The sequence below is a fragment of the Staphylococcus pragensis genome (assembly GCF_004785665.1).
GTDB classification, from domain to species: domain Bacteria; phylum Bacillota; class Bacilli; order Staphylococcales; family Staphylococcaceae; genus Staphylococcus; species Staphylococcus pragensis.
Genome location: NZ_SRPJ01000001.1, coordinates 241,149 through 267,345, shown reverse-complemented (window position 1 = coordinate 267,345; position 26,197 = coordinate 241,149). Strand labels below are relative to the sequence as shown.

The following is a 26,197-nucleotide window of genomic DNA, read 5'->3' as shown; positions in this document are numbered from 1 at the left end:
AAAAATAAAGAACCAAAGCTATTTAACATTAGCTTTGGTTCTATCATGTAAAGTGAGCCTACCATTAATCAAACTGACTTTATTGGCGTAACCAATTGACTACTGTAGTTATCATACTACCAGTAGGTCCTTTTGGCCCTCTATAACTCTTTACGTTTGTGGTAGCTGGTCCTGCAATATCAAAATGTATGTGTGGTGTTTCTCCACTAAAGTGCGTTACAAAGGTTGCAGCAAACAATGCTTTTCCTTGGCCATTAGTATGGTTAACTAAATCTGCCACGTCTGAATTACGAATTAAGCGCTGTTCAGTGCTCGTGATTGGTAACTCAAAAGCAAACTCATCTACTGCTTTAGCACTCGTCAATATTTCCTGAATAGCATTATCCGCGTTTGAACTAAATAAGGCTGCTTTATCTTCGCCTAATGCAGCCACTGCTGCACCTGTTAATGTCGCAAAATCTAAAATGAGGCTTGGTTTGAATTGGTTGGCATAAAAGACCGCATCTCCTAAGACTAATCGGCCTTCCGCATCGCTATTTAACATTTCCACTGTTTCTCCATTAAGCGCTGTGAACACATCATCTGGTTTCATTGCGTTATGATTAATCATATTCTCAGCAGATGCAATCACACCAACGATATTAATTGGAAGCTCAAGTCGTGATGCTGCCTCAATCATCCCTACCACATTCGCTGCGCCACACATATCAAATTTCATCGTTTGCATGCCTATTTTAGATTTAATACTGTAACCACCTGAATCATAAGTAATACCTTTGCCGACGAGTGCTATAGGAGGCATGTCATTTTGAGCTCCGTTATAAGTTAAGGTAATCACTCTTGGCTGGTTCTCAGAGCCTTTTCCCACTGCATGAATTAATCCAAAGCCTTCTGCTAATAGTGTGTCACCATCTTTGATATCTACTTCAACTTTAGTTTTTGCGAAATGACGTTCAATTTGTTCAGCAAAATAGGCCGGTGTTAAAATATTAGGAGGCATATTACTGAAGTCACGAGCTAGATTAATAGATTGACCTACTATTACACCTTTTTCAATTTCTGAGACTAAATGTTCATTTTCTGAAATGATATTTAAATCTAATTGATAAGGTGCAGTCTTATTCGATTTATAATGATCAAACACATAAATCGCTTGTTCACTTTGTAATCCAAAGACTTCCGCTACTTTTTCTTGATTCACTTGTTTAGAGATGAACGTCTCAAAGAGTACATCTGCACTTGTAATGCCTTCTTCTTTTAAAAATTGAAACAAATGACCGAACGCTTTCAATAATTCTGCATAATTTAGTGATTTTAAATTACCTAAACCTACCGTTATTAAGCGTTTAGAGTCATTTTCAAGTGATAAGAGCGTTGAAGATATTTTACCTAAAGTACTGCCAATAATATGATGATGACGATATGTATCAATACGTTGTGTTAAATCTTCATTATTATAGTTGATAGTACCTAATTGGTTAATATGGTCCGGTAAACCTAAGATGAGAACTTCTTCCTGAGTTGAACTGCTGTTGTTATTAGTGAAATTGACCATTTACTACTCACTCCTCTTTAATTTCAAAAAAAGCCTCTTGCTGAGTAGCAAGAGGCTTAATATTATACTTTTAAAATGACAACTTAGAATTTACCTTTTTTGAATGCTAAGCCTACGCCACCGATTTTGAATATTGCACGAGTATCAATAACTTTTTTCATGAATGCAGCTTTTTTACCAGCAATGTCTCTGCCGTAAACAATACCTACACCGTCATGAGCACCTAATGAACATACAGTACCGCGGTCTACATATTCAAAGTCAGTTGTAGCTTGACCGTTTAAGATATTTTTAATATTTTTAGCAACGTGTTCACCTTGTTGCATAGCGATTTGAGCTGTAGTTGGTAATGGACGTTCTTCACCAGCTGGGATGAATGCAGAACAATCACCAATTACGAAGATATCGTCATGACCTTCGATTGTTAAATCTTGTTTATTAATGATACGGCCACGTTTAACGCCTTCGAATGATTCTTCCATTAATTTGCTACCACGAACACCAGCAGCCCATACAGCAGTACCAGCTTCTAATTGTTGTTCTTGGTCGTTAACTTTAACTACGAAACCTTTTTCGTTACAAGCAACGATTGGAGTAGCGATTTTGAATTCAACGCCACGATCTTCTAAGTAGTTTACAGCGTAGTTTACTAATTCATCAGAGAACATTGGTAACATTTTTGGAGCAGCTTCAACGCAAGTAATTCTTACTTTGTTTTGATCTACGCCATATTTGTTACATAATTCTGGAATTCTATCAGTTAACTCACCTAAGAATTCGATACCTGTGAAACCAGCACCACCAACTAAGATAGCTAAATCTTTATCGTCTTTTTCTTTTGAAGCAGCATAGTTTGCAAATTTATCTTCAATGTGACGAGATAATCTACGAGCTGTTTCGATGTTTTCAATTTGGAATGCGTGGTCTTTCATACCGTCGATACCAAATGTTTCACTTTCGAAACCTAAAGCTACTACTAAAATATCGTAATCGTAGATACCGTGGTTAGTTTCTACTTTTTTAGCATTACGGTCGATTTTAGTTACTTCAGCGTTGATAAATTTAACTTTATCTTCTTTAATAACACTTTCGATTGGGTAGATTAAATCTTCATAATTTAATGTACCAGCTGAAGCTTCATGTAACCAAGTAGCTTCATAGTGATATTTGTTTTTGTTGATTAAAGTGATATCCGCTTCATCAGCAGAAAGTTCTTTTTGTAATTTAGTTACTGTTTGTAAACCTGCGTAACCAGCACCTAAAACAAGTACTTTTTTACGATCTTGAGCCATTTCATTCACCTAAGCTTTCATTAGTATTTTCTTAAATGTAGATAAAGGCTACAAATTTCAGAACATAACAAAGTTCAGACCTCTCATGAATCATTTAACATCATTTATCAGTCTGCTAATTCATTAAAAACTTTGCACTTAACCTAATTGTTCATCCCCATTTATAGTCCTAATCAACACTTTTATCTTCCAATATATTTTTTATGAACTTTCATTCACAAAAAAGACAAAGTTCAATCCATATTTAATTTTATAGTTTTTACATTACATTTTCAAGCGACAACAGGACTATACTTTAAATAATTACATATAAATTTTTTTATTATAATTTTAGAACTCTTTGAGAAAATTTATCTTCATTTTTCAAATAATCAATTAGCAACTATATTATTGTTTAAAGTATGCAGACTGAAAGAAAACCCTTATCAATCAAGGTAATCAAATGGGTAACGAAAGGATTTTACTACGCGTAAATAAGTAAGTTACACATAAGTTGACGAAGAGTGAAAGGGTTTGTCTATAGTCTTAATTAGCAATTTTCAGGATTTCCAGCAACTTTCGCTGTTCTAAATGAACTACCACAACCACATGAAGCAATGGCGTTTGGATTATCAATTTGGAAACCACCACCCATTAGTGATTGTTTGAAATCAATTGTCGTACCATTTAATACAGGCGCATCATACTTATCTACTAAAACTTTTAAACCGTAGAATTCTAATACTTCGTCATTTTCTCCAGGTTGTTCTTCAGCAGACATACCATATGTTAAACCAGTGCATCCTCCACCGTTGACTTTAATTTTTAAATAGCCATCTTCCATATTATTACTTTTCAACATATCTTTAACTTCATAAGCAGCAGATTCTGTTAGTGTTACCGTTGGCATAATCAATTCCTCCTATAATAAGTTTGTAAAATCATTGTCTTCAATGTGTTTATAAATATTATTTAATAAATCCTCCGGTGTATCACCTTCAACAGTATCACCATCGACTAATGCATACAACCCGCATGAACAAACGCCACAGTTGTTTAAACATCCATATTCTAATACATCTACATCTGGGTCGTTTTCTAATTTATCGTAAACGTAGTCTCCGCCTTTGGCCATATTCGAAATACAGAACTCGACTAATGGAAACATACTTCACCTTCTTCTTCATTTTTAATTACACTATTATAACAAATCAATTAAGGCCTTGCATTGCCCTAGCTCAATAAACTTACAATTTAATTATTTCATCATAATAATCGAAATTGCTAGCTAATTGTTTGTATCATACATTTGATTGTAGTCATTTTGAAAAACATATATAATAAAATTATACATAAATCGTGTATTTTATTGTAAGGGGCAATAAAATAACGATGGCGTAATTTACCATATTTTCTATTTATTCAACACATTCAGAGGTAAATTAATCTATTAATTATCTAATATTTTACGGAAATAAAAATATAAAAAGGGGTATAGCATATGAAAAATTTAGTATTGCTTGGTGGCGGCTATGGTAATATGCGTATTATGTCACGTATTCTTCCTGATGCGCTTCCTCAAGATTACACATTAACACTTATCGATCGCATGCCATTTCATGGATTAAAACCAGAGTTTTACGCTTTAGCGGCAGGAACAAAATCTGATAATGATGTACGTATGAACTTTCCAGACTCTGATCGAATCAATACAATTTACGGGGAAATTAATGATATCGATTTAGAATCTCAAATTGTTTCAGTTGGAAACACTAAAGTAGATTACGATGAGTTAGTCATTGGCTTAGGTTGTGAAGACAAATATCATAACGTGCCAGGCGCTGAAGAATACACACATAGTATTCAAACATTATCTAAAGCGCGTGAAACTTTCCATAGTATTAGTGAATTACCTAAAGGTGCTAGCGTAGGTATCGTAGGTGCTGGTTTAAGTGGAATTGAATTGGCTAGTGAATTACGTGAAAGTCGCGAAGATTTAGAAGTCATTTTGTATGACCGTGGCGAACGTATTTTAAGAAATTTCCCTGAAAAGTTAAGTAATTATATTGCGAAATGGTTCCGTGAAAATAATGTTAAAGTAGTTCCAAATTCACTTATTGATAAAGTTGAACCTGGTAAAATTTATAATGGTGGTACACCAGAAGAAGTCGACTTAGTTGTTTGGACAGCGGGTATTCAACCAGTTGAAATTGTAAGAAATTTACCCATTGATATTAATCGAAGTGGTCGCGTGATTATCAACCAATATCATCAAGTTCCTACATATAGAAATGTATATGTCGTGGGAGATTGCGCAGATTTACCACATGCACCGAGTGCGCAATTAGCCGAAGTTCAAGGCGACCAAATTGCAGAAGTACTTAAAAAGCAATGGAATAGTGAACCCCTTCCCGAAAAAATGCCAGAACTTAAAGTTCAAGGTTTCTTAGGTTCATTAGGAGAGAAAAAAGGATTCGCCTATATTATGGATCGCACCGTTACAGGGCGTTTAGCACATATCCTTAAATCAGGCGTACTATGGTTATATAAATATCATAACGGATAATTATTAAAGCGCAATTTCCATTCATTATTGAATGAGAATTGCGCTTTTTATCTAACTATTCATTATCTTTGTTTGCAAAATGCTTATCCACAAAATTTGTGATTTGCTTCGTTTGAATATAGCCGTCTGCGACATATTCGTCGTTCATTGTAATTAATGGATAGAAGAGTTCATCTTCTTCAATTTGCTCGATATATTGTTGATCATGATCGCTAAGATTTTCCGTTTCATTTTGAAAATCAATATACGTATATTCAAAATTAATATCTGGATATTTACGTTCTAGTAATGGTTTCAACCACTCGTAAGTATTTTTAGAAGTTGGTGCATTTACACAACTTGCACAGACAACATCTGCGCCGTATACGACAACACTCACTTTAGTCATACTTAAATCCCCCGTTTTGTTTTATAGATTTTTCTTTCTTTATCTATTATAATAAATTAATAATGAATTTATGAAGTAATTTACTTGAAAGGAGACATATCTCATGCCTACTGAGAATGCAACAATGTTTGATCAAGTAGCTGAAGTTATTGAACGTTTACGTCCTTTTTTATTACGTGATGGCGGAGACTGCACATTAGTAGATGTTGAAGACGGCATCGTGAAATTACAATTACACGGAGCTTGCGGTACTTGTCCAAGCTCAACAATCACATTAAAAGCTGGTATTGAACGTGCATTACACGAAGAAGTTCCAGGCGTTATCGAAGTAGAACAAGTCTTCTAAAACGCCTCATATATAAACAAAAGTCATAGGAAAGAGCATACGCTCCCTCCTATGACTTTTTTATTTTATAAATACTAATGATGAAAAGACATTATAAAGACAAACTGCAAAGGTGGTTGTGCTAGGAATAGTTTTAATTAACATAAGTACTAAAACACTTAAGTAAGAAATTCTAAAATGGATTATGGAACGTAGTTGAGTGACGCCTGAGGGGTTTAAAGTGATTGATGAACGTAAGTGTTCAAACACTTACGTAAGTAGTTCTAAGGTAGATTACGAAGTGTAGTTGTGAAGACTCCTGGTGGAAAAGAAAGAGCCTCAAGACTACAGGCTTGAGCCTTTCCCACCGGAAAGCGTAACAACTTAAACAAGTGAATATCTACCTAAGAACTACTTTGCAGGACTACAGGCACGTGCCTTTCCCATCAGAAAGCGAAATAACTTAAGCAAGTAAATATCTATCTTAGAACGCCTTTACACATATGGTATTTCAATAAAAAGAAAGACTGCCAACAAAGTTAAAAACTTTGTCGACAGTCTTTACTAATACGTTTATAGTTACTCATTCTAATGATGTTGATGATGCTTTTCATCTTTAGAGTTATTATCTTGCATGTGTTGCGCAATATGTTGGTTCATATAGCCCCAACCTTTCCAACCTACATGCACTACGTCACTTAATACATACTTTTCATAGTCTTTATCAGACATATCGTAAACTTTACCACCATGATCAACTACAGTTTTATGAATCTTGTTATAAACAGGTTCACGAGTTGAACGGTGAATGCCTAAATGGTCATACCATTTACCGTTAACTGGTAGAATGACATATTGAACATCCGCACCAGCTTGATGCATTGTGTCTACAAGTAATGATAAATCTTTAAACTCAGGAGAGTTCATTTTGAACTCATATTTACGATGATTCATTGGTTTCTTAGTTGTTAATTGTTTCCAATATTCATTACGAATACCATACTTATTAGAAGTTGAACGTTTTTCTCCTAATTGTACCCCTTTTTCACGCATAGTATCCCAAGATACATTAGGTTCTGTAATAGGATGAACATGCTCTAATGGTGATTTATCTAAAGAGAAATAAGATTTAATCGCTTCAATTTTAAGAAGCTGATTCTGTTTAAACTTAGAAACATATTGTCCTTTCACATCTCCAGGGTGTTTAGCCTGTTCTTTTAAATATGCTTTATTTGAAGCACTTTTAAAATGTAATAAACGCTTAGCATAACGTTGCTTTAATTCTGCAGGCATATCTTTTTGTTGGAAAATCTGATCAATTTGATTTGCTGTTGTACGTGCTGCAAAGTCCCTATCATTCACACCATGAGTACTAAACCATTGCGGTGAAATGATAAACGTCATTTTTTTACCTTTTAACTGGTCATATTGACCTGCCAATTCAATCGCATTGATTAAATCAGTATTGCCTCCTGTACCTACTAAGAAGACAGGTTTCGTCCCTTTTCTATGATGTAATGCAAGGGCTGGGTTAAATGGATCTTGTTTGTTCAATTCACTTGAACCATAAATTGGATAATACTTGTCACTGCTAAACAGTTTATTTTGAATGAGCGTACCTTTAAGTACTTGATCTGTTAAAGAAATTCTATTATCAGCGACTGTCTTATTTGATACTAAGCCAGTAAACCAGCTTGCCGGCATTAGCACAAACGCTAAAAATAACAAGCCACTGATAATAATAGGTAAAAACGGTTTTAATTTCATCGTAATTCTTCTAATGCTTCAACAATTTTATTAGGAGTTGCCCACTCATCACGATCAAAGTCCATAATAGATACTTCAATACCTAATCTATTTTGAATTTCAAGTAATAAACCAACTGTTTGGAAAGAATCAATAATACCTTCTTCAAAGATTTCTACGTCTGGGTTTTCTTTTACAATATCGTTTTCCGCAACATCAGCTAATAAATCTAATACTTGTTCTCTAAATTCCATAATTAATTACTCCTTTTATATTAATTTTCCTGAAAAGATTAAAAATCCAAATGCTACAAAATGGAATGTAATGATAATACTTAAAGCAGTAGTGAAACCATTTTGCCAACGAGGTGGGTGTTTCTTTCTCCAACGTTCATAATATCCATAACCGATAAACATCAATCCATGATAGATACCATAAACAATATAGAATACTTCTAAACCATGCCACACACCCATAATAAAGAAGTTTAAGAAGAATGCAAAATTAGACATTGCAAATTGGTTCTTCATTAATTTCTTACGTGACATATAGAATAATGTACGCATGTATACACAGTCTCTAAACCAGAATGATAATGACATATGCCATCTATTCCAGAAGTCTTTAATATTACGTGCTTTGAATGGTTGTTTAAAGTTAGGTGGTGTGTTAATACCGTACAAGTAACTCACAGCTACAGCGAATAAACTGTAACCTGCAAAGTCAAAGAATAGATAGAAACTATACGCATACATGTATAACCATTTATGTGTAAAACCGTGTAAGTCCATAGTTAATGGTTGAATTGCATATACGTTAATTAAATACGCAATAATATATTTATATAGGAAACCAAGCATAATCATATGAATGGCCTTTAATACCATTTCTCTATATTGATCTCCAGTTGGCACTTTTTTATCGTCTTTAACGAAACGTTTATAACGGTCAATTGGTCCAGAAGATACTGTTGGGAAGAATGAAATAAATTGAATTAATTTCCCTACTTTAATCTCTTTAATTGAACCGTCTCTAATTTCCATGATAAGTTGAATACTTTTGAAAGTAACGTAGGAAATACCTAAGAATCCTACAAATTCAATTAATTTATGCTCATGAAAATGAATTTGATGTCCGCCTAACCATGAACTTTGTAATACTTTAACAATCGCAAGCGGTAAAATAGATAAAATCATTACTATGACAAATTTACTAAATGTGTTGTTCTTTTGGCGTGACTTATAATAAGCCATAATTAATGCCACTTGCCAAATTAGATAAATAACAAAACTGAGTAATTGAATACTTAAATATTTATTACCAAATAAGTTATGTTTATCTGAAGCAAAAATGATAACAATCATAATTGCAGTACTAATACCATTATAGATGTAGCTTCGCTTACCTAAAAACCCGAGTATAATCACAGGTAAAAGTACAATAAACGCAATTAAGAAGAAGGTAAACGTACCATAAGGAATCATGCGTCAATATCCTTTGCAACTTGTTTACGATCTAGTTTCCCATTAGAAGTCAATGGAAGTTGTTCCATCCAAACAAATTTTCTCGGAATCATATATTCAGGTAAGCGAGATTTTAGCTCGGATTTAATTGTTCTTGTCATTTCTAAATCATTTTCCACTTTTTCAGTTGGTACTACTGCACCCACTAAATATACCACTTTGTCATTTTTATAAATTGGTACAACGACTGTTTCCCTCACATATTGTGATTGACGTAATTGTGTTTCAATTTCTTCAAGTTCCATACGGTAACCATTTAATTTAATTTGGAAATCGATACGTCCTTGGATAAACCAATGACCATCTTTTTCAACTGCTTTATCGCCTGTATGATATGTGCGAATGCCATCTTCAAAATTGAATACCGCTTCTGTTTTTTCTTTATTTTTCAAATAACCTAAACTTACGCTGTTTCCTTTAATAACAAGTTCGCCTTCATCTGTAGTTGATAAAGATGTGTTAGGTCTAGCTACTCCAACTGGTAGTGGGTTATATTGTTCAAGAATTTCAGGTGTAATCTTCACACCAGTTACAGCAACAGTTGCTTCTGTAGGACCATAAGTATTATAGATAATCGCATCTGGATATCTATCCACTAATGCTTTAGCAGTTCTATGCGGTAAGATTTCCCCACAGAAGAAGAAATGATTTAAACTTGGATAATCATTTCCATTTAAGTTTGGAAGTAATAAACACATTTCCATAAATGAAGGTGTTGATACCCACGCATTAATTGGCGTATTAACCAACATTTCGTTTAATAATTTAGGTTTATTAATCATTTCTTTATCTACTAAGTTTAAAGTTCCACCAGAAGTTAAACATGGATAAATTGCCATTACAGATAAATCAAATGAGAAAGGCGCTTGGTTAAGCCATTCTTGAGGCTCATTTGATTCATTTAATGATACCATCCATTTTGCAAACTCTACTAAACTAGCATATTCAATTTGTACACCTTTAGGTTCACCAGTTGAACCAGAAGTAAAGATAGTATAAACCACATCGTTTGGAGACATTTGACTATCAAAAATAGTTGGATTCTCTGATTGTTGAATATCATTAACAGTTATCTCTTGCGCTGAATGATTTTCTAATGTTTCTTCAGATGTATTTAAAATAAATTGTGGTTGGACTTTTTCAATAATCATTTGTACACGTTCTTGAGGCACAGATGTGTCAATTGGTACATAACCACAACCAGCTTTAATTGCACCTATCATCCCTACTAACATATAAGATGACATATGACCATAAATGACCAATGGTTTTTGTGTATCTTGAAGCAAATGTGCTAACTTGCTTGATTCATCAATTAATTGTTGATAAGTTAATTCATCATCTTTATGTCTAATCGCTATACGGTCAGGATTTTTTTGACCAAAGTCATTAATTAAATTGATAATATCTGACATAATTTAACTCCTTATTAGAATTCATTGTAAATGAAATTATTCTGTGTATCGCCTGAACCATATATTAGGTACAGTGCTATAAAAATCGCTAAATATAATATCGTTAATAAATAAGGCTTAGCTTTTTCGAAATAAAGCATACCTTTACTAGTATTTGTTTTCTTTTCTTTCAATGGCGTATCGCACCTCACTATGAATGACTTATAAATATTATTAAAAGCTTTTCCCAGAAAGAAGTTGAAATCACAAAATATAATTTTAATATTTTATTTTTACACTTCATTATAAGCAATATAATTTTTTAAAGCAAACTATTTTTTCAGTATATTTTTTATACATATTTGTTCAAATTGTGTTATAGAGGATTATTTTTCAAAATGAATTACAAAACAACTATCGTATTTATTCGTTTAATTCGAACGTAAATGATAATAATTATAATAGTACTAAATATGCTTTATCACAATTACATAAAGTCTAACAAAACTGTTAGATTCTGAAAATGAAAAACTTCTTATTCTCCTATACAAAACAATATAGAGAATAAGAAGTTTTTATTTTTATTTATGAACTTGAGTTAACGGTTGTTCTCCATGTATGACCGCTCTAATATTGTCGACACATAGTTGAATCATACGATCTCTTGTCACCACTGAAGCACTACCAATATGCGGTAAAATCACTGCATTTTTCATTTTCAGCAATGGATGATCTAGCCTAATAGATTCTTCGCGTAAAACGTCAAGACCACACCCAGCGATTTGACGATATTCAAGCGCTTCAATTAACGCTTCTTCATCAACGATAGCCCCTCTACCAATATTGATAAAGATAGCATCGTTCTTCATTTTTGAAAATGCAGTCCCATTAAATTTATTCGCTGTTTCACTAGTCAATGGCGCTGTACAAATGACAAAGTCACTGCGTTCTAACAGCTCATCAAATGATACATATTGGGCATTGAGTTCTTGCTCAGCATCTTTATGTCTTGAACGATTATGATACAAAATGTCTGTATTAAAACCTTGAAGTCGTCGTGCAAAACTTTTACCAATTTCTCCCATGCCATAAATACCTACCGTCGAACCATGGACATCTTTTCCAGATAATAAATAAGGGCCCCAACTTTTCCAGTTGCCTTCTTGAACATAATGTTCTGCTTCAATAATACGACGTGCAACGGTAAGCATTAATGTAAATCCTAATTCCGCCGTTGTTTCAGTTAATACATCTGGTGTATTCGTAACGACAATATTATGTTTCGTCGCACTATCTATATCAATGTTGTCATAACCGACTGCCATATTCGCAATGATTTTGAGATGCTTAGCTTGCTTCAAGGATGCTTCATCTATCTTCTCACTTAGTGTAATAAAACAAGCAGTTGCCTCTTCTATTTCTTTTAAAAATGTTTCTCTCGGAATGGGCTCAAATTCTTCGTCCCACATTTGAACTTCACCAAGTTGTTTTAACTGTTGAACAAATTTTTCAGGAATTTTGCGTGTGACTAATATTTTATCCATAACTCCGGCACTCCTTTTTATTCTTCTGCTGCTTTTTCTAATTCTTCAATTGCAACATTCAAATCTTTAAATGAGTACGTTGGTTGTTGATCTTTTTCTTGTAATTCTTCATATGATGTCACGCCTGTTTGAACATGTATTGTATCTACCCCTACATTGATACCTGACATAATGTCTGTATCGTAAAGGTCACCAACCATCGCAACATCTGATTTATCAAGTTTTAAAATATCTAAGGCAATATCCATAATGACCGGCTCAGGTTTACCTATAAATTGTGGTTGTTGACCAGTTGAAACACTTACCACACTTGTAATAGCACCGTTACCAGGTAAGAACCCACGCTCTTTAGGAATTGAAACATCAGGGTTCGTAGAAATAAACTTCGCACCTTGGCGTACCGCTAAAGTTGCGACAGCTAATTTTTCATAAGTTACTTTTTCATCTAGACCAATCGCTACATAGTCTACATGTTCATCATCTTTAACAGTTAATCCTGCCTCAGTTAAAGCAGTTCTTAATCCACTACCGCCAAGCATATAAACAGTAGCATCACTTTTTTCTTCAGCAATGTAATTAGCAGTGGCTAACGCAGATGTTACAACTTCCTCAGGTTTAGCATCTATGTTCATTTCTTTTAATTTTTGAGTTACTTCTTCGGGTGTTTTAGTAGAGTTATTCGTTACGTATAAATGTGGGATGTCATTTTGATTTAAGTAATCGATGAATTGAGCTGCACCATCAATTTCATCTGTTCCTAAGTACATCGTGCCATCCAAATCAATTAAATAACCTTTATAGTTTTTCATTACTGGTTGCCTCCCTTTCCGAAAGCAGTGACTGGAACATTTTCTTTTTCAAGAAATTGCATGACTTCTTGAATAAATTGTTCATAATAAGGTAATGCTTTATCAAAAAGTGGTTGAATCGCATCACTATCAAGCTCAGTATAATTATGAGCGAACTGCTTTCTAACCTCTACGGTTTCATTAATATGCTGTTGTGTTTCTTTAGTAATGACACCCTCTAATTCCAAGATATCAATCACATCTTTATAATTGCCTGGATCTCTTAAGATAAAACCATCAATAATCATATTACCTATATCTACTGAAGACTCAATTAACATTTGAGCAATACGCTCAAAAGCATAATGATTTGATTGATTTGCTTCATAGTCTTGAGTTAATTGATTTAAATAGTTAAGCTTTAAATTTAATTTATCTTTATCAACAAAATACATATCAGTCACCTCTTAATATCTCTATCATATCACAGTTTTGCATAGGTCTTCATTTGTCGTTATACTTAATTTAAAAATGAGAAAAAGGAGTTCTACTCTTATGATAGATATGTTTTTATACGATGATGAAGAACAAAGCCAAGTGCAATTTGTAGGTTTTGTTGGTGAACATAGTCGTTATGATTTAATGTTAGTACAAACAGACCGTCATTATGGTAAAACGCTTGTTTTGAATATGCAAACCAATAAATTTGGCATTATTGGAACTGATGATATTGAAGAAGAAGGTTATATTGCGCATATTTTAGGCGTGACTCAAGAAGAAAGTGATGAAATTATTGAATACCTTAACCAAGTTATCCAATAAAAATAAAAAGGAAGTCGGACACAAATCGTTTTTCTCAAAAGATTTCTGCTCCACTTCCTTTTTTCCATGCTTATTCATCATTGCGTTGCTTTTCGACGTTTTGAATAGTTGGTTTAATTTTTACATCATGTAATTTATCTTCTTTGTCAGCGATTACTTCTTCTTGTTCCATATTTAACTGTGCCATTTCTTTATTAGATAAATGTCTGACTACAAAATATGGACATCCAAAATTACAATATTCCAAGATATAGTCTTGAATACTTGAGAAACGTTTAGATATCTCTGATTTTTTATTTGAATCTTTATAAAAGCCTTTTAAACGTAACTGATCATAACCGAAGTCTCCCACTACATAATCATACTTATCTAATATATCAGAATACCTTGAGGCAAAGAGTTCTTCATCAAAGCAATCTCTGTAATCTTCAATTAATTCAAAATACTGCTGATCTACTTTAATCATCACTTGTCACCTTTATTCCATATAATAAAAACTTAGATTACACGATTTCATTTGAAATGTGCAACCTAAGTTCTTAAATTGTTTTATTTAAACGTTTTTAATTACTTTTGTTGTAATTGTTCTTCACCTAAACGGTGTTTTTCTTTAGCTGCTTCATTTACTTGCTCATCAGCATGATATGAACTACGTACCATTGGGCCAGCTTCACAATGTTTGAAACCTTTTTCCATAGCTACTTTTCTTAATTTACCAAATTCTAATGGTGTATAATATTTTTCTACTTTTAAATGCTTACGTGATGGTTGTAAATATTGACCAATTGTTAAGATATCAACATCATTAGCACGAAGATCATCCATTGTTTCGTAGATTTCTTCTAATGTTTCACCTAAACCAACCATTAAACTTGATTTAGTTGGGATATCTGGTTGTAATTCTTTAGAACGACGTAAGAATTCTAAAGTTCTATCATAAGTCGCACGCGCACGAACTCTTGGCGTTAAACGACGAACTGTTTCGATATTGTGGTTTAAAATATCTGGTTTTGAAGCCATTAATGTTTCAAGTGCTTCATAATCTCCACCCATATCTGATGGTAAGATTTCAATTGTAGTGTACGGATTACGCGCACGTACTTTACGCACTGTTTCAGCATAAACGTTAGAACCTGCATCTCTTAAGTCATCACGAGCAACTGCTGTAATAACAACATGTTTTAAATTCATTAATTCTACTGATTCTGCTACACGTTCTGGTTCATTTAAGTCTAATTCGTTTGGTAACCCTGTTTTTACCGCACAGAAACGACATGCTCTTGTACATACAGCTCCTAAGATCATAAACGTAGCAGTACGTCTAGCTCCCCAACATTCATGTATGTTTGGACATTTAGCTTCTTCACATACTGTATGTAGATTTTTTTCTCGCATCATCTTCTTGAGGCCAATATAGTTCTCATTCGTGTTAAGCTTTATTTTCAACCAATCTGGTTTACGTAAGATTTCTTCATTTTTAGTAGCCATAACAACGCATACCCTCCTGTATAATCTATCTTTTCCTATTATAACGAAATTTACATTAAATTAAAATGTAATAACTTATAAAATTAAAATAAAAGACTGTAGACAAACACTTTCACTCTTCGTCACCTTATGCGTAATTTGGTCATTTACGCATAGTAAACTCCCTTCATTACGCATTATGGTTTCTTGATTGAGAAGCGTTTTCTTACAGTCTCTTCACATAAATCCATCTAGAACAATAGAAAACTTATTTAACAATCTTATTGGTTTTCACTTTTATTTATGAAAAGGTATTAAATTTTTTATGATTTATTTACTTGTCTAGCAATTTCTCTTTAAAAATGTCTCGTAAAAATTCTGGCATTAAATAATCAATTGATTTCCCTTTTAATAGAGGGAAATAGCGACCAAATGTATACATATCTACAGTACCTAAAATATAATTGCCGTCATCTTCGATTTCCTCTCCATTAATAAAGAAACGATCTTCCGATTCAATAAAGCCACAGTTATATAAGATGTAACCGCCAAAGATATCGCCTCTAAATCCAAGACCTTGGACATGTTCATGCATATATTCTTGTTTTTGACTTTTAATGATGACTTTTTTCAAATCTGCACCTTTAAGTCTCACTCTGACCACGTTAATCGGATGTGGTAACATTTTGTGAATATCGTATTCTGTTACTTTGTCCGCTTCAATTCCATTAACGATTAATCCTGCATTAATAATGGTACAATCTGCATTTGTGAATTCAAATACGCTCTCAGCTAATAAATATGTTGTTTCTGTAATAACATCAGTTTTGCCAAGTAGTTTCACTGGATGATTAATCACTGGGTCACTTAAAAGTTTTTTGCCTTCATTTTCAAAATCTGTCTCCACTAATGGTAACGTTTCGACAGGATGTAAAACCGCCTCTTTCGACACGACTTTCTTATCTTCAATAGTTAAGTTGACCTCACCTAAATAGTATCCATATTTACCAGCAGCAGCCATTAACACACCATTATTAATTTCACCTTCATTAAAATGGTGATGGGTGTGACTACCTAAAATCACGTCAATCTCTGGAATTTCTTGGCATAATTTCTCATCAAAGAAGACACCAACGTGACTCATGACGATAAGTACGTCATATTGACCATGTCGTTGTGCAATTTCGTCTTTCATCGCTTCTAAAGGATCTGTCACAATCCAATCTAACGCCCGATAAAATGGTGTAAATGGTGCTGTCGCTGCTACAAATAAAAAGCGCACACCTTCAATTTCTCTAATAGTCGATGTTGCAATATTATGAGGTAAGTGTCCTTCTTCATCAATTACATTGGTACAAATGACTTCAAATTTAGCTTCATTATATAAATTGTTTAACGCTTCATGAGAAATCGTCATGCCTTCATTGTTACCGATTGTGGCAATATCGCAATGTGCTGCATTAAGTAGTTCTACATTCTTCTTACCTAAAGTGGCTTCTGTGACTGGCGCCGATAAATCTACGTGGTCGCCAATATCTAGATATAACGAGGGATGTTGAAGTTTAGGTCTATGTTCCGCCATATATGATGTGATGCGTGCATATTCGTTTAAATGACTATGAATGTCATTTGAATGATAAATAGTTAACTTCACTTAAATTCCCCCTATATTTATTTAAAGAAAAGATTTAATAATTAAATATATACCCATAATCAACATTACAGTACGTAATAACGTCACTACTGTTTCTGACTTAATAGAGCGGTTCACACGTACACCGATTTGGGCACCTATGTAACTTGAAATAATTAAGACAATTGAATACGACCATGCGACGTGTCCTTGAATAATATGTCCAATCGAACTCATTACACTTGAGAAGAAAATCATCATCATACTTGTACCCACTGCGACATGAGGTGGAAATCTAAAGACAATCAGCATTAGTGGTGTCATTAACGCACCGCCACCTATACCAAATAATCCAGTTAACACACCAATAAATAACGTTGCGAAAAACGCAAAGAATGGTGGCACACTGTAATGATATGTTTTCCCATCAGCATCAATATACGTTTTGCGGTACTTTTCTTTATCGAAAATTTTAAATGGTTTAATTTTATGACGTACCATAAGTAAAATAGAAACTAAAATCATAAAAATACCAAAGTATAAATTAAAAGAGTCTAGCGTCAAATATCGACTAATAAATGACCCAACTAATGATCCCGGTAGTAAACCAAATAAAAAGATAGAACCATTTTTAATATCTACTTGCTTCGTTTTCAAATATCCAATAGAAGAAGACAGCCCTGTAACAATTAAAATGACTGAAGATGTTCCTATTGCGATTTGAGTGGTAATCCCATGTAACAAATCATGATTAACACCTAAATACACTAGTGTTGGCACGATAATAATGCCGCCACCTATCCCTACCAGTGACCCAAGTACAGCTGATAATAAACCGATTAAAATTAATAAAATAATTGTCAATAACACTATATTTCGCCTCTTAGAATAATTTCAATTGTTGTGGGGCTAAGCCCGTGTATTCTATATTTAGTATATCTTGATACACTTTCGCATTTTGTGCAGCATGGCCACCCGAGTTATTGTTAAATACCACATAAACTTTTTTAGCTTTCTGTTCTAATATTTTAACCTTTTTCGCTAAATCTGTAAGTTCTTCCTTATTATAATCATATAAATAACGGACATCTCGCCATTCTTGATCTGTCATATCTTTTTTCGTCCATCCTTGCTTATTTCTACCGTGATAACGTACAAAGGCTTTATCAGCGGTAATACGATTAACTAATGGGACCGAACCTTCTTTCACTTGAGGTTCATCTACAACTGCATGAATAATCTGATGTTCAGTTAAAAACGCTAACGTCTGTTCTTTAAATTGTTCATTAAACCAAGACTGATGTCGAAATTCAACGCACATAGGAATATCTTTTAGTTGTTCTCGTACATACAAGATATAATTAATATTCTGCGTTGTACAATCAAACCATGGTGGAAATTGCACTAACACCATTGCCAATTTACGATGTTCAATCAACGGTTGAAGCATCAGTTTAAATTGCTCAAATAATTCTTGTCGTGAATCGGCAAACGCTTTATAATCGGCATGCAGTGTCAATGCTTGATGAATTTTCACGACAAATTCAAAGCGATCTGGCGTTTCCTTAATCCACTTCTGTATATTTCGTTCTGGTTGGATGGCATAATAAGAGGCATCAAGTTCAACAAGCGGAAAGTGCCCTGAATATGTCTTTAACTTATCCGATTGTCGCTCCATATCCTCATACAATGAGTAGTGATCTCCCCATCCAGTAAGACCTATATTAATCATTTTTTATCACCAGCTTTATGATACCATATTCATTTTTAAGTTATCACTTGTTCAATACTAACTTTACATTTTCTTATTATTTTGGAAAATGCACTCCCCCATACTCGATACTTAATGTTATTAATAAAATGTATAAAAAATTGAAAAACCCTTTTCAATCGAGGAAGCGGAATACGTAACAGCAGAAGTTTACTGCAGGTAAATGACCAAAAAACGTATAAGTTGACCACGAATGAAAGGGGTTGTTTACAGTTATATTTTTTAAAAAATTACTCTACAATCCTAACTAAATTTTCAACTTGCTTAACAAGATTATTCATTAATTGATCTACATGTTGTGTCGTAGCTAGACGTGGCGACTGACCACTCCATATATGCGTCCATTCCTTATTACCATTTGAAGCTGCATGCTTACGAATAGCATTTGTTAACTGATTCTGCACTGGATAAGGTAGAATGTCTCCATCATATTGACTCATTTCTTTTACAAAGTCATTATTTACCCCACGTGCGAATTTCCCACTAAACACATTCGTAACTACTGTGTCAGTTTCTATACTATTCAAAATCGTCTGCTTCACCACTTGATTAGCGCCACTTTCTTTAGCTGTTAAGAAAGCCGTCCCCATCTGCACACCTTGTGCACCAAGCACTAAACTTGCTACAATACCGCGACCATCCATAATTCCACCTGCAGCTACAACAGGTATTGAAACATGACCTACCATTTGAGGAACAAGTGACATCGTCCCTATAAGCGCTTGTTGTTGCTTAGGATGAGGTAGAAATGAACCTCTGTGTCCACCTGCTTCACTCCCTTGAGCAACGACCACATCTATGCCCGCACGCTCATTCTCAATGGCTTCTTCTACAGTCGTCGCAGTTCCAATTAATGTTACATTCGCTTGTTTAAGCTTTTTGATAATATTTTGTTCAGGAATACCAAAGGTAAAACAACATATTGGCACTTGATGTTTAATGACATTATCAATTGCATTCATAAACTGTTGTTCTTCCGTGATATTGACTGTAGGTTCTTCAAGATTTAATGCTCGACGATATGGTTTTAACCATGCATTCATTTGTTCAACTTGTTGATGTGAATAATCATTGTAACCAGGTACAAATAAATTCACTCCAAATGGTTTAGACGTTAACGCTTGAACTTTCTGAATTTCTGCATCCAGTTTTTCTGCTGACATATAACCTGCCCCAATTGTCCCTAGAGCACCATTATTACTTACTGAAGCAACTAACTCCGGTGTCGTACTACCAGCCATACCTGCTTGAATAATGGGATATTGGACCTTTAATAATTGGGAGAGTTGATTTGAATTCCACATATACCAAGCATCCCCTTTCTAATTATTATTTTTGATAATTGAAAAGTACTTAGTTTATATCTACCATTCCCTACGCTAAATTTAGATAAACGCTAATTCCTTTCTTATAAATCAATAAAAAACGCCAACGTATTTATAAAACATAAATACGTTGACGTTCATATTATTTACTAAGAAATAGGTAGTCTTATAGGTTGAAATTAACCGATACTACCTTCCATTTCGAATTTAATTAAACGGTTCATTTCTACTGCATATTCCATTGGTAATTCTTTTGTGAATGGTTCAATGAAGCCCATTACGATCATTTCAGTTGCTTCTTCTTCAGAAATACCACGGCTCATTAAGTAGAATAATTGTTCTTCTGATACTTTAGAAACTTTCGCTTCATGTTCTAATGAAATATTGTCATTGAATACTTCATTGTAAGGAATTGTATCTGAAGTAGATTCGTTATCTAAGATTAAAGTATCACATTCAATGTTAGAACGCGCACCTTTCGCTTTACGTCCGAAGTGAACGATACCACGATAGATAACTTTACCACCATTTTTAGAAATAGATTTAGAAACGATAGTTGAAGATGTGTTTGGTGCTTTATGAATCATTTTGGCACCAGCATCTTGAACTTGTCCTTTACCAGCGAATGCGATTGATAACGTACTACCTTTCGCACCTTCACCTAAAAGTACACAGTTAGGGTATTTCATTGTTAACTTAGATCCTAAGTTACCGTCAACCCATTCCATGTTACCATTTTCATGAACAAACGTACGTTTCGTAACTAAGTTATAAACGTTGTTTGCCCAGTTTTGGATTGTAGTATAACGTACGTGTGCATCTTTATGAACGATGATTTCAACTACTGCTGAGTGTAGTGAGCTTGTTGTATAAACTGGTGCAGTACAACCTTCAACGTAGTTTACTGAAGCACCTTCATCCGCAATGATTAATGTACGTTCGAATTGACCCATGTTTTCTGAGTTAATACGGAAGTATGCTTGTAATGGTGTATCTAATTTAACGTTTTTAGGTACATAGATGAATGAACCACCTGACCATACTGCTGAGTTTAATGCTGCGAATTTGTTGTCAGCTGCTGGAATAACAGAAGCAAAGTATTCTTTGAATAGTTCTTCGTTTTCACGTAACGCACTATCCGTATCTTTAAAGATGATACCTTTTTCTTCTAATTCTTTTTCCATGTTGTGATAAACAACTTCTGATTCATATTGCGCAGAAACACCTGCTAGATATTTTTGCTCAGCTTCAGGAATACCTAATTTATCAAATGTACGTTTAATTTCTTCAGGTACTTCGTCCCAAGAACGTTCTGTATGCTCTGAAGGTTTAACGTAGTATGTGATGTCATCAAAGTCTAATTCTGATAAGTCGCCACCCCATTGAGGCATTGGCATTTTATAGAATAATTTTAAAGCTTTTAATCTGAAGTCAAGCATCCATTCTGGCTCGTCCTTCATTTTAGAAATTTCTCTAACAATATTTTCTGTTAAACCACGTTCTGATCGGAAAATGGAAACATCCTCATCATGGAAACCATATTTATAATCCCCAACATCAGGTGCTTTTTTAGCCATTTCAATCACTCCTTAAATATATTTAAACGTCGTGCGTGAGATTTTTAATATTCATTATTTATATTGTCATTGTAACAACATGCAACTTACATAAAAAGTCAAAAGTGTAAAAAGTTAAATGAAGTTATGTTTTTAATACTACTATCTTTTGAGTTGAATAATAACTTTACTCAACTCAAAAGTTTAGTCAGAACTGCTTAGTCTTCAGTAGTACCTTCAGCTTTACCTTCTTTTTCAACTGTACCTTTTTCGAGTGCTTTCCAAGCTAAAGTAGCACATTTAATTCGAGCAGGGAATTGTGAAACACCTGATAATGCTTCAATATCTCCCATATCTTCAGTAATTTCATAGTCTTCGCCAAGCATCATTTTAGTGAATTCTTGACTCATTTGCATCGCTTCGCCTAACGTATGGCCTTTTACGGCTTCAGTCATCATTGATGCACTAGACATTGAAATTGAACAACCTTCACCTTCAAATTTAGCATCATTAATCATGCCGTCTTCGATATCAAATGTTAATCTGATGCGATCACCACAAGTAGGATTGTTCATATCTACTGTCATTGATCCATTGTCTAAAACGCCTTTGTTTCTAGGGTTTTTATAATGATCCATAATTACAGATCTATAAAGTTGATCTAAATTATTAAAATTCATAAGAGAAAAACTCCTTCGTTTGTTTCAATGCTTCAACTAATTGATCAACATCTTCTTTCGTATTGTAAATATAGAAACTAGCACGAGCAGTTGATGAAACATTTAGCCATTTCATTAATGGTTGCGCACAGTGATGTCCTGCTCTTACTGCAACACCTTCTGTATCAACAGCAGTTGCAACATCATGAGGATGAATGTCAGCTAAGTTAAATGTAATCACACCAGCGCGTCTTTCTTTTGGTGGACCATAAATTTCTAATCCTTCGATAGCTGACATTTGATCATATGCATATTCTGTAAGTTCTTTTTCATGTTTGTGAATCGCTTCAAATCCTAATTGTTCAATATAACGGATAGCTTCAGCTAAACCGATAGCTTGAGCGATTAATGGCGTACCTGCTTCAAACTTCGTAGGTAAGTCTGCCCAAGTCGCATCATATTTACTTACGAAGTCAATCATGTCACCGCCAAATTCAACAGGTTCCATATCTTTAAGTAAATCACGTTTACCGTATAATACGCCGACACCTGTTGGACCTAACATTTTATGACCACTGAAACTGAAGAAATCAGCATCTAAGTCTTGGACATCAATATCCATATGAGGGGCAGATTGCGCACCATCTACACTAATAATTGCGCCATGTTCATGAGCAATCTTAGCGATTTCTTTAACGTCGTTAATTGTACCAAGTACATTCGATACATGAGCAATTGCTACGATTTTTGTTTTATCATTAATTGTCGCTTTGACATCTTCAATGCGTAATTCTCCCTCATCTGTCATAGGGATGAATTTTAAAGATGCGTTTTTACGTTTAGCTAATTGTTGCCAAGGTACGATATTCGCATGATGTTCCATTTCAGTCACAACAATTTCATCGCCCTCTTCAATATTCGCATCACCATAACTACGTGCCACAATATTAATAGAAGCTGTTGTTCCTCTAGTAAAGATGACTTCTTCAAAATATTTTGCGTTAATGAAACGTCGAACCGTTTCACGTGCACCTTCATAACCGTCTGTTGCAAGTGAACCAAGTGTGTGTACGCCACGGTGAACGTTAGAATTATAACGTTTATAGTAATCATCTAACACATTTAACACTTGGACTGGTTTTTGACTTGTCGCTGTTGAATCAAGATAGGCTAATCTTTTTCCATTAACTTTTTGATTTAAAATAGGAAAATCTTTGATAATTTCCTCAATATTTAATGAAGTTTCGGCCACTTTATTCACGACCTTTCTGTTATTAAAAATCTCGTCTTCGATTATTTGTTTACTTTTAATTCGATAACTTCTCTTAATTGACGTTTAACGTCTTCGATTGGTAATTCACGTACAACTGGATCTAAGAAACCATGAATGACTAAGCGTTCAGCTTCTCTTTGAGAAATACCACGGCTCATTAAGTAGTAAAGTTGTTCTGGATCTACACGTCCAACTGATGCTGCGTGTCCTGCTTCTACGTCATCTTCATCAATTAATAAGATTGGGTTAGCATCACCACGTGCATGTTCAGAAAGCATTAAAACACGTGATTCTTGGTTAGCGATAGATTTCGTACCACCATGTTTAATATAGCCAATACCATTAAAGATAGATGATGCGTTCTCAAGCATAACCCCATGTTTCAAGATATAACCATTTGTTTCTTTACCGTATTGAACGATTTTAGATGTAAGGTTAATCTTTTGATCGCCAGTTCCAACGACTACTGATTTAAGTTCACTCGTAGAACGGTCGCCAATTAAATTTGTAGTATTATCAATAATTTGGCTACCTTCATTCATTAAGCCTAATGCCCAATTAATTGAAGCATCTGCTGCAGTTGTACCGCGACGAATGATATGACCAGTGAAGCCTTTATCAAGGTAATCTACTGAACCGTAAGTGATATTTGAGTTAGCACCTGCGATAACTTCAGAAATAATGTTTAATTGGTTACCTTCACCACTTGCAGTTGAAAGATAGTTCTCAACGTAAGTGACTTCAGCACTTTCTTCAGTTGCGATAATCACATGGTTGTAGAAGCTAGCATTCTCGTCATCATGTAATACAACGTATTGAATAGGATCTTCAACTACTACATTTTTAGGAACGTAAACGAATACGCCACCATTCATTAAAGCAGTGTGTAATGCTGTTAAGCGATGTTCATCAACACTTACTGCTTCAGTCATTAAATATTTTTGAACTAAATCACTGTGATTTACTAATGCGTCAGATAAACCTTCAATAATAACACCGTTGTTTTGCGCTTGTTCAGATACTTGTGTATAAGCTAACGCATTATTGTGTTGGATAATTAAGTTTTTAGAGTTTTCAACGTCGATAATGTTTTTTACTGCTTCAGGAAGTTCTGATAAATCATTGAATGCTTTTCCTTCAACATTATGTTCTTTAAATGTATCGAAATCCCATTTTCTTAATTTAGTTTTATCTGGTTTAGGCATTTCTAAAGTTTCTGTTAATTTCAACGCTTTTTGACGTAATTCAGTCATCCAAGAAGGTTCATTGTGCGCTTTAGAATAATCAACAAGTTGTTCTTCAGAAATGTTCAAAGTTTCAGTTGTCATAACTCTTTTTCCTCCTACTTGATGAAAAGTTTTAGCGACTGTAGAACGACTTTACCTCTTTTTTACTTTCGCAAGGTAAGCTTTCCCAGCCTTACATATTTAATAGCTTTAGTTAAGCTAGTGACATTGACTAAGCTCTGTCATGTTTCATCATTTAAATGAACATTTATAGACTATTCTTGAGCACCAAATTCTTCTTTAACCCATTCGTAACCTTCTTCTTCAAGACGTTTAGCTAATTCTGGGCCACCTGATTTAACTACTTTACCACCGTACATAACGTGTACTTTGTCTGGAGTAATGTAGTTTAATAAACGTTGATAGTGCGTAATCATTAATGCACCAAAGTTTTCACCGCGCATTTCATTGATACCTTTAGATACAACTTTTAATGCATCGATATCTAAACCTGAGTCAATTTCGTCAAGAATGGCAAATTTAGGTTCTAACATCATTAATTGTAAAATTTCGTTACGTTTTTTCTCACCGCCTGAGAAACCTTCATTTAAGTAACGTTGCGCCATATCTTTATCGATATCTAAGAAGTCCATTTGTTTATCTAATTTCTTAATGAATTGCATTAAGTTAATTTCTTGACCTTCTTCACGTTTAGCATTGATAGCAGAACGCATGAAGTCCGCATTTGTTACACCAGTAATTTCTGATGGATATTGCATAGCTAAGAAAAGACCTGCTTTAGCTCTTTCATCAACTTCTAATTCTAAAATATTAACGCCATCTAATAACACTTCACCTTGTGTTACTTCGTATGATGGATGTCCCATAATTGCAGATGATAAAGTAGATTTACCTGTACCATTTGGTCCCATGATTGCATGTACTTCATTTGTACTAACTGTTAAATTAACACCTTTTAAAATTTCTTTATCTTCAATAGACACATGTAGGTCTTTGATTTCTAATGTTGATGACATTTATATTCCCTCCGTAAATATAAAGTTTTCTTAACTAGTTTATAATAATTTTAATTTGTAGTCAAAAAGACTTTGTGTACTTTAATACACTTCATTATAACGCAAATATCCCCTAATATAAACTTATTAAAACGCTAAATTAGAGTCATTATTTAACTAAAATGATTTTTATCTAGCTTAATTTAGTACAATGAAACTGATAATCATAGGCTTGTTGTTCTCAATAACTTATTAGAATATATTTATAACTATTTTGTAATTTTATTTTCAAAAGATTTCCTTAATCTATGAAAATCTGTTATGATGCAATTTAACTTTTATTTAGAAA

27 protein-coding genes are annotated in these 26,197 nt (G+C 33.9%); 3 read left to right on the top strand and 24 right to left on the bottom strand.

Annotation, left to right across the window (positions count from 1 at the left end; translation table 11 throughout):
• Positions 1-79 precede the first annotated feature (79 nt).
• The 4 genes from E2558_RS01380 to E2558_RS01365 form a co-directional block, all read right to left on the bottom strand.
• The gene (locus tag E2558_RS01380; protein ID WP_126565203.1) at positions 80-1,555 is read right to left on the bottom strand and encodes a M17 family metallopeptidase; all 1,476 of its coding nucleotides are present in this window, start codon (positions 1,553-1,555) and stop codon (positions 80-82) included.
• Positions 1,556-1,638: 83 nt separating this feature from the next.
• Positions 1,639-2,847, bottom strand: a complete 1,209-nt coding sequence (locus tag E2558_RS01375; RefSeq protein WP_126565202.1) for an NAD(P)/FAD-dependent oxidoreductase — start codon at positions 2,845-2,847, stop codon at positions 1,639-1,641.
• Positions 2,848-3,376: 529 nt separating this feature from the next.
• Positions 3,377-3,736, bottom strand: coding sequence for a HesB/IscA family protein (locus E2558_RS01370; RefSeq protein WP_126565201.1), 360 nt, complete (start codon positions 3,734-3,736; stop codon positions 3,377-3,379).
• A gap of 12 nt (positions 3,737-3,748) precedes the next feature.
• Entirely contained in the window at positions 3,749-3,994 is a 246-nt protein-coding gene (locus E2558_RS01365) for a YuzB family protein (protein ID WP_126565200.1), read from the bottom strand.
• 333 nt (positions 3,995-4,327) lie between these two features.
• Between E2558_RS01365 and E2558_RS01360 the strand changes: the two genes are divergently transcribed.
• A complete protein-coding gene (locus E2558_RS01360; RefSeq protein ID WP_126565199.1) occupies positions 4,328-5,392 on the top strand; it encodes an NAD(P)/FAD-dependent oxidoreductase in 1,065 nt (354 codons plus the stop codon).
• Positions 5,393-5,447: 55 nt separating this feature from the next.
• Here E2558_RS01360 and E2558_RS01355 read toward each other — a convergent pair whose 3' ends face one another.
• The gene (locus E2558_RS01355) at positions 5,448-5,780 is read right to left on the bottom strand and encodes a YuzD family protein (protein ID WP_103297644.1); all 333 of its coding nucleotides are present in this window, start codon (positions 5,778-5,780) and stop codon (positions 5,448-5,450) included.
• A 103-nt stretch (positions 5,781-5,883) separates the two neighbouring features.
• On the opposite strand from E2558_RS01355, the gene E2558_RS01350 reads away from it, so the two are divergent.
• Positions 5,884-6,126: a NifU family protein gene (locus E2558_RS01350; RefSeq protein WP_002433501.1), complete on the top strand. Its 243-nt coding sequence runs from the start codon at positions 5,884-5,886 to the stop codon at positions 6,124-6,126.
• 567 nt (positions 6,127-6,693) lie between these two features.
• Here the strand turns inward: E2558_RS01350 and dltD are convergent.
• The 8 genes from dltD to E2558_RS01310 form a co-directional block, all read right to left on the bottom strand.
• Complete coding sequence (gene dltD / locus E2558_RS01345; RefSeq protein WP_126565198.1) at positions 6,694-7,872, bottom strand: D-alanyl-lipoteichoic acid biosynthesis protein DltD; 1,179 nt, start codon at positions 7,870-7,872, stop codon at positions 6,694-6,696.
• On the bottom strand, positions 7,869-8,105 hold the full coding sequence (dltC, locus tag E2558_RS01340; RefSeq protein WP_103297646.1) for a D-alanine--poly(phosphoribitol) ligase subunit 2: 237 nt from the start codon (positions 8,103-8,105) through the stop codon (positions 7,869-7,871). Before dltC ends, dltD begins: the two co-directional genes overlap by 4 nt.
• Positions 8,106-8,120: 15 nt before the next feature.
• Positions 8,121-9,335 (bottom strand): D-alanyl-lipoteichoic acid biosynthesis protein DltB, encoded by a 1,215-nt coding sequence (dltB, locus tag E2558_RS01335; RefSeq protein WP_126565197.1) that lies wholly within the window; start codon positions 9,333-9,335, stop codon positions 8,121-8,123.
• Positions 9,332-10,789 carry a D-alanine--poly(phosphoribitol) ligase subunit DltA gene (dltA, locus tag E2558_RS01330; RefSeq protein ID WP_126565196.1) on the bottom strand — a complete coding sequence of 486 codons (1,458 nt, stop codon included), beginning with the start codon at positions 10,787-10,789 and terminating at the stop codon, positions 9,332-9,334. The genes dltB and dltA overlap by 4 nt, the downstream gene beginning before the upstream one ends.
• 14 nt (positions 10,790-10,803) lie before the next feature.
• On the bottom strand, positions 10,804-10,929 hold the full coding sequence (locus tag E2558_RS01325; RefSeq protein WP_103297667.1) for a teichoic acid D-Ala incorporation-associated protein DltX: 126 nt from the start codon (positions 10,927-10,929) through the stop codon (positions 10,804-10,806).
• A gap of 420 nt (positions 10,930-11,349) precedes the next feature.
• A complete protein-coding gene (locus E2558_RS01320) occupies positions 11,350-12,312 on the bottom strand; it encodes a 2-hydroxyacid dehydrogenase (RefSeq protein WP_126565195.1) in 963 nt (320 codons plus the stop codon).
• Positions 12,313-12,329: 17 nt separating this feature from the next.
• Complete coding sequence (locus E2558_RS01315; RefSeq protein WP_126565194.1) at positions 12,330-13,121, bottom strand: TIGR01457 family HAD-type hydrolase; 792 nt, start codon at positions 13,119-13,121, stop codon at positions 12,330-12,332.
• A complete protein-coding gene (locus E2558_RS01310) occupies positions 13,121-13,555 on the bottom strand; it encodes a DUF86 domain-containing protein (RefSeq protein WP_126565193.1) in 435 nt (144 codons plus the stop codon). The genes E2558_RS01315 and E2558_RS01310 overlap by 1 nt, the downstream gene beginning before the upstream one ends.
• Positions 13,556-13,655: 100 nt before the next feature.
• On the opposite strand from E2558_RS01310, the gene E2558_RS01305 reads away from it, so the two are divergent.
• Positions 13,656-13,922, top strand: coding sequence for a DUF3055 domain-containing protein (locus E2558_RS01305; RefSeq protein ID WP_126565192.1), 267 nt, complete (start codon positions 13,656-13,658; stop codon positions 13,920-13,922).
• 70 nt (positions 13,923-13,992) lie between these two features.
• Here the strand turns inward: E2558_RS01305 and E2558_RS01300 are convergent, their stop codons facing one another.
• From E2558_RS01300 to sufC, 11 genes are all read right to left on the bottom strand, one after another.
• Positions 13,993-14,388: a YutD family protein gene (locus E2558_RS01300; RefSeq protein WP_126565191.1), complete on the bottom strand. Its 396-nt coding sequence runs from the start codon at positions 14,386-14,388 to the stop codon at positions 13,993-13,995.
• A 101-nt stretch (positions 14,389-14,489) separates the two neighbouring features.
• Positions 14,490-15,410, bottom strand: a complete 921-nt coding sequence (gene lipA / locus E2558_RS01295; RefSeq protein ID WP_126565190.1) for a lipoyl synthase — start codon at positions 15,408-15,410, stop codon at positions 14,490-14,492.
• A 313-nt stretch (positions 15,411-15,723) separates the two neighbouring features.
• Positions 15,724-17,043, bottom strand: coding sequence for a bifunctional metallophosphatase/5'-nucleotidase (locus tag E2558_RS01290; RefSeq protein WP_126565189.1), 1,320 nt, complete (start codon positions 17,041-17,043; stop codon positions 15,724-15,726).
• A 21-nt stretch (positions 17,044-17,064) separates the two neighbouring features.
• Entirely contained in the window at positions 17,065-17,892 is an 828-nt protein-coding gene (locus tag E2558_RS01285; RefSeq protein WP_126565188.1) for a sulfite exporter TauE/SafE family protein, read from the bottom strand.
• 13 nt (positions 17,893-17,905) lie between these two features.
• Positions 17,906-18,754, bottom strand: a complete 849-nt coding sequence (locus E2558_RS01280) for a DUF72 domain-containing protein (RefSeq protein ID WP_126565187.1) — start codon at positions 18,752-18,754, stop codon at positions 17,906-17,908.
• Positions 18,755-19,023: 269 nt separating this feature from the next.
• Positions 19,024-20,097, bottom strand: coding sequence for an NAD(P)H-dependent flavin oxidoreductase (locus E2558_RS01275; protein WP_126565186.1), 1,074 nt, complete (start codon positions 20,095-20,097; stop codon positions 19,024-19,026).
• Between the two features lie 200 nt (positions 20,098-20,297).
• On the bottom strand, positions 20,298-21,695 hold the full coding sequence (gene sufB, locus E2558_RS01270; protein WP_126565185.1) for a Fe-S cluster assembly protein SufB: 1,398 nt from the start codon (positions 21,693-21,695) through the stop codon (positions 20,298-20,300).
• Between the two features lie 197 nt (positions 21,696-21,892).
• Positions 21,893-22,354, bottom strand: a complete 462-nt coding sequence (gene sufU / locus E2558_RS01265; protein ID WP_126565184.1) for a Fe-S cluster assembly sulfur transfer protein SufU — start codon at positions 22,352-22,354, stop codon at positions 21,893-21,895.
• Positions 22,344-23,594 (bottom strand): cysteine desulfurase, encoded by a 1,251-nt coding sequence (locus tag E2558_RS01260; protein ID WP_188349581.1) that lies wholly within the window; start codon positions 23,592-23,594, stop codon positions 22,344-22,346. The genes sufU and E2558_RS01260 overlap by 11 nt, the downstream gene beginning before the upstream one ends.
• Positions 23,595-23,626: 32 nt before the next feature.
• Positions 23,627-24,934 carry a Fe-S cluster assembly protein SufD gene (sufD, locus tag E2558_RS01255; protein WP_126565182.1) on the bottom strand — a complete coding sequence of 436 codons (1,308 nt, stop codon included), beginning with the start codon at positions 24,932-24,934 and terminating at the stop codon, positions 23,627-23,629.
• A 173-nt stretch (positions 24,935-25,107) separates the two neighbouring features.
• On the bottom strand, positions 25,108-25,869 hold the full coding sequence (gene sufC, locus E2558_RS01250) for a Fe-S cluster assembly ATPase SufC (RefSeq protein ID WP_126565181.1): 762 nt from the start codon (positions 25,867-25,869) through the stop codon (positions 25,108-25,110).
• Positions 25,870-26,197 lie beyond the last annotated feature (328 nt).

Coding starts and splice junctions, on each gene's coding strand:
- E2558_RS01380 (WP_126565203.1), bottom strand. CDS start 1,555: ATGGTCAATTTCACTAATAACAACAGCAGTTCAACTCAGGAAGAAGTT.
- E2558_RS01375 (WP_126565202.1), bottom strand. CDS start 2,847: ATGGCTCAAGATCGTAAAAAAGTACTTGTTTTAGGTGCTGGTTACGCA.
- E2558_RS01370 (WP_126565201.1), bottom strand. CDS start 3,736: ATGCCAACGGTAACACTAACAGAATCTGCTGCTTATGAAGTTAAAGAT.
- E2558_RS01365 (WP_126565200.1), bottom strand. CDS start 3,994: ATGTTTCCATTAGTCGAGTTCTGTATTTCGAATATGGCCAAAGGCGGA.
- E2558_RS01360 (WP_126565199.1), top strand. CDS start 4,328: ATGAAAAATTTAGTATTGCTTGGTGGCGGCTATGGTAATATGCGTATT.
- E2558_RS01355 (WP_103297644.1), bottom strand. CDS start 5,780: ATGACTAAAGTGAGTGTTGTCGTATACGGCGCAGATGTTGTCTGTGCA.
- E2558_RS01350 (WP_002433501.1), top strand. CDS start 5,884: ATGCCTACTGAGAATGCAACAATGTTTGATCAAGTAGCTGAAGTTATT.
- dltD (WP_126565198.1), bottom strand. CDS start 7,872: ATGAAATTAAAACCGTTTTTACCTATTATTATCAGTGGCTTGTTATTT.
- dltC (WP_103297646.1), bottom strand. CDS start 8,105: ATGGAATTTAGAGAACAAGTATTAGATTTATTAGCTGATGTTGCGGAA.
- dltB (WP_126565197.1), bottom strand. CDS start 9,335: ATGATTCCTTATGGTACGTTTACCTTCTTCTTAATTGCGTTTATTGTA.
- dltA (WP_126565196.1), bottom strand. CDS start 10,789: ATGTCAGATATTATCAATTTAATTAATGACTTTGGTCAAAAAAATCCT.
- E2558_RS01325 (WP_103297667.1), bottom strand. CDS start 10,929: ATGCTTTATTTCGAAAAAGCTAAGCCTTATTTATTAACGATATTATAT.
- E2558_RS01320 (WP_126565195.1), bottom strand. CDS start 12,312: ATGGATAAAATATTAGTCACACGCAAAATTCCTGAAAAATTTGTTCAA.
- E2558_RS01315 (WP_126565194.1), bottom strand. CDS start 13,121: ATGAAAAACTATAAAGGTTATTTAATTGATTTGGATGGCACGATGTAC.
- E2558_RS01310 (WP_126565193.1), bottom strand. CDS start 13,555: ATGTATTTTGTTGATAAAGATAAATTAAATTTAAAGCTTAACTATTTA.
- E2558_RS01305 (WP_126565192.1), top strand. CDS start 13,656: ATGATAGATATGTTTTTATACGATGATGAAGAACAAAGCCAAGTGCAA.
- E2558_RS01300 (WP_126565191.1), bottom strand. CDS start 14,388: ATGATTAAAGTAGATCAGCAGTATTTTGAATTAATTGAAGATTACAGA.
- lipA (WP_126565190.1), bottom strand. CDS start 15,410: ATGGCTACTAAAAATGAAGAAATCTTACGTAAACCAGATTGGTTGAAA.
- E2558_RS01280 (WP_126565187.1), bottom strand. CDS start 18,754: ATGATTAATATAGGTCTTACTGGATGGGGAGATCACTACTCATTGTAT.
- E2558_RS01275 (WP_126565186.1), bottom strand. CDS start 20,097: ATGTGGAATTCAAATCAACTCTCCCAATTATTAAAGGTCCAATATCCC.
- sufB (WP_126565185.1), bottom strand. CDS start 21,695: ATGGCTAAAAAAGCACCTGATGTTGGGGATTATAAATATGGTTTCCAT.
- sufU (WP_126565184.1), bottom strand. CDS start 22,354: ATGAATTTTAATAATTTAGATCAACTTTATAGATCTGTAATTATGGAT.
- sufD (WP_126565182.1), bottom strand. CDS start 24,934: ATGACAACTGAAACTTTGAACATTTCTGAAGAACAACTTGTTGATTAT.
- sufC (WP_126565181.1), bottom strand. CDS start 25,869: ATGTCATCAACATTAGAAATCAAAGACCTACATGTGTCTATTGAAGAT.